Here is a 9988-nt window from a genome sequence, read left to right on the forward strand (position 1 = left end):
GGCCGGCGGCCCCGTCGGGCCAGTGCCCGCGGCCGGCGCCACCGTCGGGCCAGGGCCCGCTGCCGGCGGCCCCGTCGGGCCAGGGCCTGCGGCCGGCGGCACCGCCCGGCAGGAGAGCGCGCCGGGCTCGTCGGTCAGCACCTCGGCGGCCGTACGGGTCACGAAGACACTGAGCCGCTCCACCTGCTCTGGAGTGCGCGCCGCCTCGTACCACCAGCCCTCGTCGCCGGTCGGGCGGTGCCAGCCGAGCGCGGCCAGGCGTCCGTGGTCGTGGCCGGGGCAGATCACCCGCACCACCTGGCGGCGCACCAGCAGCCGGATCCCGCGCGGGCCTGCGGAGAGCTCCAGGTCGGTGTCCCGGTCGCAGCGGGCCACGGTGTCCCGCAGCCGAGCGGCGACCTGCGGCCAGGTCGGCGACGGCGTCGTCACGCCGGTGCGCCCGGCAGACGGTCGTCCAGCCTCCCGAGCCGGGCCACGGTCTCCTCCAGCCGGCCCAGCGCCGAGAAGTCCCCCGGCGTGCCGAACAGGTCGCCGAGCCCCGCGCCGAGCGCGACGTCCAGCCCTTCGGTGTGCTCGTCGACGTGCGCGGATGCGACCTCGCGGGCCCGCCGGTACGCGTCGAGCACCAGCTCGGCCACCCCCTCCGTGCCGGCGCGCAGGGCGGCGGGCGCGAGGGTGAGACCGGTCAGCGCTCCGGTGGCGTCGACGGTCGCCGAGACCAGTCCACTCTCGTCAGTCGCGGTGCCGGACAGCTCGGTCAAATCGTCGCGAAGGCCCGCGAACCGGCGCTCGATGTCGGCGATCCGCCCGGCGAGCGCGTCGAACGCCGACGTCGGGTCCGTCATGAGATTCCTCCCCGTGGATCGTGTGACCGGGTGGTGCCCGGCGGCCGGGAGATCGTATCGTCGGTGCGCTCGACTCATGGGGGGAGGAACGGCATGCCACCGGATATCGATGTCGACGTGCTGGCGGTCCGTCGACTGGAGACAGCCGCCAAGCAGGTCGCCAGCTCGCTCGCCGCGCTGGAGGGGCAGATCATCTCGGCCGGCGACGTGCCGTCGGACGCCTTCGGTCATCTGCCGTTCGCCAGCGACATGCTGCGCGACAAGTACGCCGAGCAGGTCACCGGTGGCAAGGAGCTGTTCGCCGCCGCGAACGCCGCCTTCGGTCGGGTCGCGAAGGCGTTGGCCGACACGGCCGAGGCGTACGAGCACAACGAACGGGAGCTCGACGCCGGGTTCAAGGCCATCCAGTCGGGACTGCCCGGATGAGCGGGCCGGCCGGCAGTGCCGTCCAGCTGTGGAACGGCCTCGACAGCGCGCTCTCCGGCGTGCAGGACGCCGTCGACAGTGTCTGCCGGACCCTGGCGTGGCCGCTGATCCAGCTCGTCGACCTGGTCGACGGCGAACCCGCCGTGCTGCGCGCGAAGGCCGCCGAGTGGGACGCGCTGGCCACCCAGGTGCGTGACCTGGCGCAGGGGCACCGCGGCACCAGGGAGTCCGCGCAGGCCGGGTGGCGCTCACCCTCCGGTGTGGCGTACGGCCAGCGGTTGGCCGAGGTGGAGCAGCAACTCCTCGACGTCGCCGAGCAGTTCGCCGCCACCGCGGAGTACCTGCGCGGTGTCGCCGACGGCCTGCAGACCGTGCACGAGGTGCTCGTGGACCTCTGCGTGGAGTTCGTCAACTTCCTCCTGGTGACGCTGGTGACGGCGTTGCTGATGGCCCCGATCACCATGGGCGCGTCCTGGGCGGCCGGGGTGGGCGTCGCGGTCACCAGGGGCCTGATCGTGGTCACCCGGATGCTGAAGGTCATCCGGCCGCTCGCGGTGCACCTGCAGAAGGTCATCCGCCTGCTCCAGCGGGTTCTGCTGTACCTGCGCAAGCTGCGCACGCACCTGGACAAGCTGGTCGACATGCAGAAGGCGCTGCGCACCGGCAAGAAGTACGCCGACAAGCGCCGTGCCGCCGGCAAGCTCGACAAGTGGCACCACAAGTTCCTCGACCCCACCAAGGGCACCTACAAGCTGGGCAAGTCCGGTTCCCCGTTCGACATGGGCGCCCTCGAGCGGGCCGCCGCGCTGCGGGCACACGGGGTCGCCGACGGCGCTCGGGTGATCGCCCGGGACTGGGCGACCAACCTGCCGTGGAACGTGCCGAACTCGGTCGTGCACGGTGTCACCTGGGGGACGGTCGCGCTGACCAGCGGGCTCTCCGTTCCCGGCAGCGAGCAGGTCAGCGACCAGATCGACCAGGCGGTGCAGGGCGGCGCGGACTGGATCGACCAGAATGTCTTCGGGCAGCCGCCGGCAGGCCAGCCGGCGGGCCGCTAGGGAGGCGACGGTTGATGTCAGGGGAGCGGGGTCGGTTGGGCCGGTTCACCGACGCGGTGCTCGGGGGCGCGCGGGCCGCCCGGGACAAGGCCCGCGAGCTGCGCGACGAGTTCCGCACCAGCGACGAGCCGGAGCGCGCCCTGGTGGCCCCGCTGTTGACCGGGCAGGAGCTCCGCTACGTGGGGCTGGGACCGGTGCGTATGTCGCAGACCCACCAGGCCGGTCGGCAGCTCGCCGACGAGGTCGGCGCCGAGCTGGCCGACGCGCTCGACCCGAAGGTGCTGTTCGGGCTGCTCAACATCGTCAACCCGGTGGTCTGGGTCGACGCCGTCCTCACGCCGGTGCGGCTGGCCGCGGGTGTGCTGCTGCTGCCGGGCAATGCCGGCGCCCTCGCCGCCGGTGTGCCGGAGCTGGCCAGGCCGGAGCCGGGCCTGCCCCACCAACCCGCCCAGCGCGAGCCGATCCCGCTCACCGAGGAGCAGGAGGCGTTCCGCGCGCTGTTCCGGCTGAGCCAGTACCGTCCGCTGGCCGAACAGCTCGCCGAGATCGCCTACCGCCGCCGGTACGTCTTCAGCGGCGACCTCGCCACCCTCGCCGGCAGCCTGCTGCTCTTTTTGGAGCGCTACAGCGGCACACCGCTGGCCGTGACCGACACCCACCTGCACCTGCTGCGGATGGGCCCCCGCCCGGACGCCGACCGACCCGACCGGCGTCAACCCCGGGTGCTGTGGAGTGTGCGCCGCGACCGGGTGACCCGGGTCGACTCCGAGCGGGGCGCGAGCGGGCTCGTGCAGCTCGCCTCCACCGTCGTCTTCGACGACGGCTCGTGGATCCGGCTCACCCAGCCCGCGCTCCGCGACGACCAGTCGCGCTTCCTGACCGCGATCCAGGACCTCCCCGGACAGCGTCCGACCCCGTGACCCCGGCGCGCCGGACAGCTGTGACCCCGGCGCGCTGGTCAGCCGTCGCGTTCGGGGTAGCCGACCGGCACCGCGGAGACGTCGTCCAGCGCGGTGGTGATCTCCTCGGGCAGTGTGATCCGTTCCACCTGGAGCGCGCCGAGCAACTGTCCCACCGTCCGGGCGCCGAGGATCGGCGCGGTCACGCCAGGCCGGTCCCGGATCCACGCCAACGCCACCTCCAGCGGCGACACCCCGAGCCCTCCGGCCGCGGTCGCCACCGCCTCCACGATGCTGGAGCAGCGCGGCTCCAGGTAGGTGGCGACGAACCGTTCGAAGTGCGGCGACGCGGCCCGGGAATCGGCCGGACGGCCGTGCCGGTACTTGCCGGTGAGCACCCCCCGGCCCAGCGGCGACCAGGGCAGCACGCCGAGGCCGAGCGCGTCGCACGCGGGCAGCACCTCCCGCTCCACGCCCCGTTCCAGCAGCGAATACTCCACCTGGGACGCGACCACGGGCGCCCGCCCCGGCCAGGCGGTCTGCCAGGCGGCGGCCCGCGCGGTCTGCCAACCGGAGAAGTTCGACACCCCGACGTAGCGGACCTTGCCGCTGGCCACCGCGTGGTCCAGGGCGGCGAGGGTCTCCTCCAGCGGGGTGTCCGGGTCGTACCCGTGCACCTGGAACAGGTCGACGTGGTCGGTGCCGAGCCGGCGCAGCGACGCGTCCAACGTCCGCAGCAGGTGCCCCCGGGAGCCGTCGCGGCGTCGGCCGCTGCCGGGGCGTAACCCGGCCTTGGTGGCGATCAGCAGTTCCTCGCGGGGGACGAGGGAGCCCAGCAGGGAGCCGATCACCGACTCGGCGTCGCCGTCGCCGTACACGTCGGCGGTGTCGATCAGATTGCCGCCCGCGTCCAGGTAACTCTTCAGCTGGGCGGCCGCATCGTCGGCGTCGGTGTCCCGGCCCCAGGTCATGGTGCCGAGCGCGAGCCGGGAAACCGCCAGCCCGCTTCGGCCGAGCGGTCGCTGTTGCATGGGTGAACCTTATTTCGAACCTGCCGCCACGGATATCCTCGCTCCCGTATCTCTGCCGGTTCTGCCGGTTCCGCCGCCTGGGGCTGCCCCGGCGGAGGGGGGATCAAAGGTGTCGAGCCGGTGATCGAGTCCGTTATCGGCATTGCGTAACCTGGTGCGACCTGTGCCACGGATGGGGGAGGACCTGTGCGACTCGGGCTCAGTCTCGGATATCAGACAGCGTGGAGCACACCGGCCGATCACCTGGCGCTGGCCCAGGAGGCGGACCGGCTGGGCTATTCGGTGGTGTGGGCGGCGGAGGCGTACGGCTCCGACTCGCCCAGCATGTTGGCCTGGATGGCCGGGCAGACCGAACGGATCGATGTCGGCGCCGCGGTGATGCAGATCCCCGCCCGTACGCCGGCGGCCACCGCCATGACCGCCGCCACGATCGACGCGCTCTCCGGCGGCCGGTTCCGGCTCGGCCTGGGCGTCTCCGGCCCGCAGGTGTCGGAGGGCTGGCACGGCGTGCGGTTCGCCAAGCCGCTCGCCCGCACCCGCGAGTTCGTCGACATCGTCAAGCTGGCCATCGCCCGCAAGGAGGTGGCGTACGACGGCGAGCACTACACGCTGCCGTTGCCGGACGGCCCGGGCAAGGCCCTGCGACTGGGCTTCCACCCTCCCCGCGAGCACATCCCGATCTACCTGGCCGCGGTCGGCCCGAAGAACCTGGAGCTGGCCGGCGAGATCGCCGACGGCTGGCTGGCCGTCTTCTACGCCCCGGAGTTCGCCGAGGAGCAGCTCGCCTCGGTGCGGGCCGGGCGGGCCAAGGTCGGCAAGGAGCTGGCCGGGTTCGACGTGGTGCCGTCGGTGCCCGTGGTGGTCGGCGACGACGTGGCCTCCTGCGCCGAACTCGTGCGCTGGTACGCCGCGCTCTACGTGGGCGGGATGGGCAGCCGGCAGCAGAACTTCTACAACCAGCTCGCCACCCGGATGGGTTACGGCGACGCCGCCCGCGAGGTGCAGGACCTGTACCTGGCCAAGCGGCAGCGCGACGCCGCCGCCGCCGTGCCGATGGAGTTCATCGACCGCACCTCGCTGCTCGGCCCGAAGGAGCGCATCGCCGAGCGGATGCGGGAGTACGCCGCCGCCGGCGTCACCACGCTGTCGGTGACCCTGTTCGTGGCCGACCGGGACACCGGTGTGCAGACCCTGCGCACCGTCGCCGAGGCTCTGGACCTCTCGGGAGTCGGCGAGTGACCTGGGTCGAAGCAATCGTCCTGGGCATCGTCCAGGGACTGACCGAGTTCCTGCCGGTCAGCTCGTCGGGGCATCTGCGGATCACCTCGGCGATCTTCTTCGACCGTGACGCGGGCGCGTCGTTCACAGCGGTCACCCAGCTCGGCACCGAAGCGGCGGTGCTGATCTACTTCGCGAAGGACATCTGGCGGATCACCAGGACCTGGCTGGTGGGCATCCGGGACAAGTCGGTGCGCTCGAGCCTCGACTACCGGATGGGTTGGTACGTGATCGTCGGCTCGATCCCGATCGGGTTGTTCGGTTTCGTGTTCAAGGATCAGATCAAGACCGCTGGGCGCAACCTGTGGGTGGTGGCGACCACGCTGATCGTGTTCGCGTTCGTGTTGGCCTTCGCCGAGTACTGGGGGCGGCAGACCCGCACCCTGGAGAACTTCCGGATGAAGGACGGCATCGTGATGGGCTTCGCGCAGGCCATGGCGCTGGTTCCCGGGGTGTCCCGTTCCGGCGGCACCCTCACCGCCGGCCTGCTGCTCAACCTGACCCGGGAGGCGGCGGCCCGGTACTCGTTCCTGCTGGCCATCCCGGCGGTGGTGATGTCCGGCGTGTTCAGTCTCGGGGACGTTTTCGAACCGTCCGCCCCGGGCACGTCCGTACCCACGGTGGCCCAGACGATCGTGGCCACCGTCATCGCCTTCGGCATCGGCTACGCGGCCATCGCCTGGTTGTTGCGCTACGTGGCGCACCACACCCTGTATGTCTTCGTGCTGTACCGGGTCGCGTTGGGCACCCTGGTTCTCGCTCTGCTGCTGACCGGCACGATCAGCGCCACCTGACCGACCCGTCGACGGGCCCGGCTCCGCCTGCGGGCGGAGCCGGGGGGCAACTGTCGTCATCCGCTGCCCGCGACGGCCCGCCGCGGGGCCCAGGTCATAGGGTGGTCCCCGTGGCGACCCTCCTGCTTCTGCGACACGGCCGGACGACAGCGAACGCGGACGGCGGTCTGGCCGGCCGCCAACCGGTCGAGTTGGACGACACCGGGCGCGCCCAGGCCACCGCGGTCGGGGAGCGGCTGCGGCCGGTGCCTCTGGCCGCCGTGGTGACCAGCCCGCTGATCCGCTGCCGGCAGACCCTGGAGTTGGCGCTCCCGCAGGCCACCCCGGTCGTCGAGGACGGCCTGATCGAGTGCGACTACGGCAGCTGGGAGGGTCAGCCGCTGAAGAAGCTCGCCAAGGAGCCGCTCTGGCCAGTGGTCCAGCAGCACCCCAGCGCGGCCGTCTTCCCGAACGGCGAGGCGATGGCGGCGATGGCGGCGCGGGCCGTGGCGGCGGTGCGCTCCTGGGACGTGCGGGTGAGCGCCGAACACGGGCCCGAGGCGGTCTGGCTGGCCTGTAGCCACGGCGACGTGATCAAGGCCATCGTGGCGGACGCGCTCGGCGTACACCTTGACGCTTTTCAGCGGATCGTGGCCGACCCGGCGTCGGTGACGGCGATCCGGTTCACGCCGCTGCGTCCGTTTCTGGTGCGACTCAACGACACCGGCGGGGACCTGGCGGCGCTGGTGCCGCCGCCGACCAAGCGGCGTCGCCGCGCGAACCGGGTGGCCGACTCGGATGCGGCCGTCGGCGGCGGGGCGGGTGCGTCGCGGTGAGGCGCGTCACGACACCACCCCCGGCCGGGCCGTCGGCGCACCCCGGAGCGGCCGCCACGCCCGGCTACAGCCCCTGGTACGCCGGGCGCGCCGCCGCTGCGGCGATTCGCGTCGGTGGGGTGCGCGGTGCCCAGGCGGGCCGGATAGGGTCGTGGGTATGACCCACCAGGTGCACGCCTTCGAACCGCCGGAGCGGTTCGTCGCCGGGACTGTCGGGCCACCGGGGGAGCGCACGTTCTTCCTGCAGGCCCGCGGCGGCGGCAGGCTGGTCAGCGTCGCGCTGGAGAAGGTCCAGGTGTCCCTGCTCGCCGAGAAGCTGGAAGAGCTGCTCACCGAGGCGCAGCGTCGCTTCGGGGTGGACCTCCCCGAGCTGGCGCCGGTGATCGGCGACAACGAGCCGCTGGACACTCCGGTCGACGAGGAGTTCCGGGTCGGAACCCTCGGGCTGGCCTTCGACGTGGACACCGCGACCGTTGTGATCGAGGCGATCGCGGCGGGCGAGGTGGAGCCCGAGGTCGAGCTCGGCGACGAGGACGACGACGAGGACGACGACGACGAGGACGACGAGCCGGACGAGGACCTCGACCGCCTCCGGGTCCGGCTCACCCCGCAGGCGACCCGACAGTTCATCGAGCGGGCCCGGCGAGTGGTCAACGCGGGCCGGCCACCGTGCCCGCTCTGCGGCCAACCGTTGGACCCCGCCGGGCACCTCTGCCCGCGGCACAACGGTTATCACCGGTGACCTCGTCCGGCCTCCAGCCTCGCCAGGACGGCGACGCCGCGCTGCGGCTGCTGCGTGACGGCGCCCTCGACCTGGAGGGTCGGCTGGTCGACGCGTCGAACACGACGCTGCGCGGCATCCTGACCCTGGACGGGGCGACCGCCCGCTGCGTCTACAAGCCGGTCCGTGGCGAGCGCCCACTCTGGGACTTCCCCGACGGCACCCTGGCCGGTCGGGAAGTGTCGGCGTACCTGGTCTCCCGCGCCACCGGGTGGGGCCTGGTGCCGCCCACCGTGCTGCGCGACGGCCCGTTCGGCCCCGGCTCCTGCCAGCTCTGGATCGACGAGCCGGAGGACGCCGAACCGCTCGTCGGCTTCCTGCCCGCCGGGGAGCTGCCGCCGCGCTGGATCCCGATCGCCGCCGCCCAGGACGACGACGGTGCCGCGTACGCCCTCGCCCACGCCGACGACCCGCGGCTGGCCCGGCTCGCGGTGCTCGACGCGGTGCTCAACAACGCCGACCGCAAGGGCGGTCACGTGCTCGTCGGCGCCGACGACCGGATCTACGGCGTGGACCACGGCGTGAGCTTCCACGTCGAGGACAAGCTGCGTACGGTGCTCTGGGGTTGGGCCGGCAAGCAGTTGCCAGCGGACGCCGTGGAGATGCTCGACACGCTGGCCGGGCAGGTCGCCGGGCCGCTCGGCGCGGAGCTGGCCGACCACCTGACGATCAGCGAGGTGGCCGAGGTGGCCGCCCGGGTCGACCGGCTGCGCGAAACCGGCCGCTTCCCCCAGCCGCCGGAGGACTGGCCGGCGATGCCCTGGCCGCCCATGTGAACCGCTGTCATCTTGATCACCCGTGGGGTGCTCCGGCCTCGTCGCCGGGCTGGCTAGGCTGATCCCATGGAGTCTTGGGCGGGACACGAGGTGCCACGGCTGCCGGGCAGGGGCGAGCCACTGGCGTTGTACGACTCGGCACGGCAGGGCGTCCACCCGAGCGAGCCGGCCGACGCGGGAAGCATGTACGTCTGCGGCATCACCCCGTACGACGCCACCCACCTCGGCCACGCCGCCACCATGATCACGTTTGATCTGGTGCAGCGGGTGTGGCGCGACGCCGGCCGGCCGGTGCGCTACGTGCAGAACGTCACCGACATCGACGACCCGCTGCTGGAGCGGGCCGCCCGCGACGGCGAGGACTGGGTGGTCCTGGCGATGCGCGAGACGGCGCTGTTCCGGGAGGACATGGAGGCGCTGCGGATCATCCCGCCGGAGCACTACGTGGGCGCGGTCGAGTCGATCCCGGACATCGCCGACAAGGTCGAGGTGCTGCTCAAGGACGACGCCGCGTACCGGCTCGACGACGGCACCGGCGACGTCTACTTCGACATCTCCGCCACGCCCCGCTTCGGATACGAGTCGAACCTGACCCGCGAGCAGATGCTGGAGATCTTCCCCGAGCGCGGCGGCGACCCGGACCGGGCCGGCAAGCGTGACCCACTGGACCCGCTGCTGTGGCGCGGCGCCCGCGAGGGCGAGCCGTCCTGGCCGGGCGGCGAGCTCGGCCAGGGCCGCCCCGGCTGGCACATCGAGTGCGCGGTGATCGCGCTCAACCTGCTCGGCGACCGGATCGACGTGCAGGGCGGCGGCAACGACCTGATCTTCCCGCACCACGAGGCGTCCGCCGCGCACGCCGAGCGGCTCACCGGCCAGGCGCCGTTCGCCGAGCACTACGTCCACGCCGGGATGATCGGTCTGGACGGCGAGAAGATGTCCAAGTCCCGCGGCAACCTGGTCTTCGTGTCCCGGCTTCGCGCCGACAAGGTCGACCCGATGGCGATCCGGCTGGCACTGATCTCCGGGCACTACCGCAGCGACCGCACCTGGACCGACGAGCTGCTCACCGCCGCCCAGCAGCGTCTGGACCGTTGGCGGCGGGCCGCCGCCGCGCCCGCCGGGCCGTCGGGGGCTGAGGTGCTGGCCGAGGTACGCGCACGCCTGGCCGACGACCTGGATACTCCCGGAGCCCTGGCCGCAGCCGACCGCTGGGCCGAGGCGACCCTCGCCGGCACCCAGGATGACCCCGAAGCCCCCGCCCTCTTCGCCAAGACGGTGGACGCCC

12 protein-coding genes are annotated in these 9988 nt (G+C 72.7%); 9 read left to right on the top strand and 3 right to left on the bottom strand.

The features are described from left to right. Both DLJ59_RS02325 and DLJ59_RS36210 read right to left on the bottom strand, forming a co-directional pair. Positions 1-429: hypothetical protein (locus DLJ59_RS02325; protein ID WP_208648523.1), on the bottom strand; the 429-nt coding region annotated here is incomplete at its 3' end. Beyond that, positions 426-845 (bottom strand): YbaB/EbfC family nucleoid-associated protein, encoded by a 420-nt coding sequence (locus DLJ59_RS36210; RefSeq protein ID WP_158630769.1) that lies wholly within the window; start codon positions 843-845, stop codon positions 426-428. The genes DLJ59_RS36210 and DLJ59_RS02325, both read right to left, overlap by 4 nt. 93 nt (positions 846-938) lie before the next feature. Here DLJ59_RS36210 and DLJ59_RS02335 point away from each other — a divergent pair, with 93 nt between their 5' ends. Genes DLJ59_RS02335 through DLJ59_RS02345 form a run of 3 tightly spaced genes read left to right on the top strand, consistent with a single transcriptional unit; the run spans position 939 to position 3249 of the window. After that, a complete protein-coding gene (locus DLJ59_RS02335; protein ID WP_158630770.1) occupies positions 939-1271 on the top strand; it encodes a hypothetical protein in 333 nt (110 codons plus the stop codon). After that, positions 1268-2329: a WXG100 family type VII secretion target gene (locus tag DLJ59_RS02340; RefSeq protein ID WP_124770869.1), complete on the top strand. Its 1062-nt coding sequence runs from the start codon at positions 1268-1270 to the stop codon at positions 2327-2329. Before DLJ59_RS02335 ends, DLJ59_RS02340 begins: the two co-directional genes overlap by 4 nt. A 14-nt stretch (positions 2330-2343) precedes the next feature. Continuing rightward, on the top strand, positions 2344-3249 hold the full coding sequence (locus DLJ59_RS02345) for a hypothetical protein (RefSeq protein ID WP_124770870.1): 906 nt from the start codon (positions 2344-2346) through the stop codon (positions 3247-3249). A gap of 38 nt (positions 3250-3287) precedes the next feature. Here the strand turns inward: DLJ59_RS02345 and DLJ59_RS02350 are convergent, their stop codons facing one another. Next, a complete protein-coding gene (locus tag DLJ59_RS02350; RefSeq protein ID WP_124770871.1) occupies positions 3288-4259 on the bottom strand; it encodes an aldo/keto reductase in 972 nt (323 codons plus the stop codon). Between the two features lie 186 nt (positions 4260-4445). Between DLJ59_RS02350 and DLJ59_RS02355 the strand changes: the two genes are divergently transcribed. The 6 genes from DLJ59_RS02355 to mshC all read left to right on the top strand — a co-directional run. After that, positions 4446-5498, top strand: coding sequence for an LLM class F420-dependent oxidoreductase (locus DLJ59_RS02355; protein WP_124770872.1), 1053 nt, complete (start codon positions 4446-4448; stop codon positions 5496-5498). Further along, the gene (locus DLJ59_RS02360; protein WP_124770873.1) at positions 5495-6331 is read left to right on the top strand and encodes an undecaprenyl-diphosphate phosphatase; all 837 of its coding nucleotides are present in this window, start codon (positions 5495-5497) and stop codon (positions 6329-6331) included. Before DLJ59_RS02355 ends, DLJ59_RS02360 begins: the two co-directional genes overlap by 4 nt. Before the next feature lie 101 nt (positions 6332-6432). Further along, complete coding sequence (locus DLJ59_RS02365) at positions 6433-7146, top strand: MSMEG_4193 family putative phosphomutase (RefSeq protein WP_124770874.1); 714 nt, start codon at positions 6433-6435, stop codon at positions 7144-7146. 157 nt (positions 7147-7303) lie between these two features. Continuing rightward, entirely contained in the window at positions 7304-7888 is a 585-nt protein-coding gene (locus DLJ59_RS02370; protein WP_124770875.1) for a DUF3090 domain-containing protein, read from the top strand. Beyond that, a complete protein-coding gene (locus DLJ59_RS02375; RefSeq protein WP_124770876.1) occupies positions 7885-8703 on the top strand; it encodes an SCO1664 family protein in 819 nt (272 codons plus the stop codon). Before DLJ59_RS02370 ends, DLJ59_RS02375 begins: the two co-directional genes overlap by 4 nt. A 66-nt stretch (positions 8704-8769) precedes the next feature. After that, the coding region (gene mshC, locus DLJ59_RS02380; RefSeq protein ID WP_124770877.1) for a cysteine--1-D-myo-inosityl 2-amino-2-deoxy-alpha-D-glucopyranoside ligase at positions 8770-9988 on the top strand (1219 nt) is incomplete at its 3' end.

Source organism: Micromonospora inaquosa (assembly GCF_003857055.1).
In the GTDB taxonomy this organism is placed as follows: Bacteria; Actinomycetota; Actinomycetes; order Mycobacteriales; family Micromonosporaceae; genus Micromonospora; species Micromonospora inaquosa.

Bases quoted from the DNA above. Each gene is read 5' to 3' on its own strand.
- DLJ59_RS02335 (WP_158630770.1), top strand. From the start codon at position 939: ATGCCACCGGATATCGATGTCGACGTGCTGGCGGTCCGTCGACTGGAG.
- DLJ59_RS02370 (WP_124770875.1), top strand. From the start codon at position 7,304: ATGACCCACCAGGTGCACGCCTTCGAACCGCCGGAGCGGTTCGTCGCC.
- DLJ59_RS36210 (WP_158630769.1), bottom strand. From the start codon at position 845: ATGACGGACCCGACGTCGGCGTTCGACGCGCTCGCCGGGCGGATCGCC.
- DLJ59_RS02345 (WP_124770870.1), top strand. From the start codon at position 2,344: ATGTCAGGGGAGCGGGGTCGGTTGGGCCGGTTCACCGACGCGGTGCTC.
- DLJ59_RS02340 (WP_124770869.1), top strand. From the start codon at position 1,268: ATGAGCGGGCCGGCCGGCAGTGCCGTCCAGCTGTGGAACGGCCTCGAC.
- DLJ59_RS02350 (WP_124770871.1), bottom strand. From the start codon at position 4,259: ATGCAACAGCGACCGCTCGGCCGAAGCGGGCTGGCGGTTTCCCGGCTC.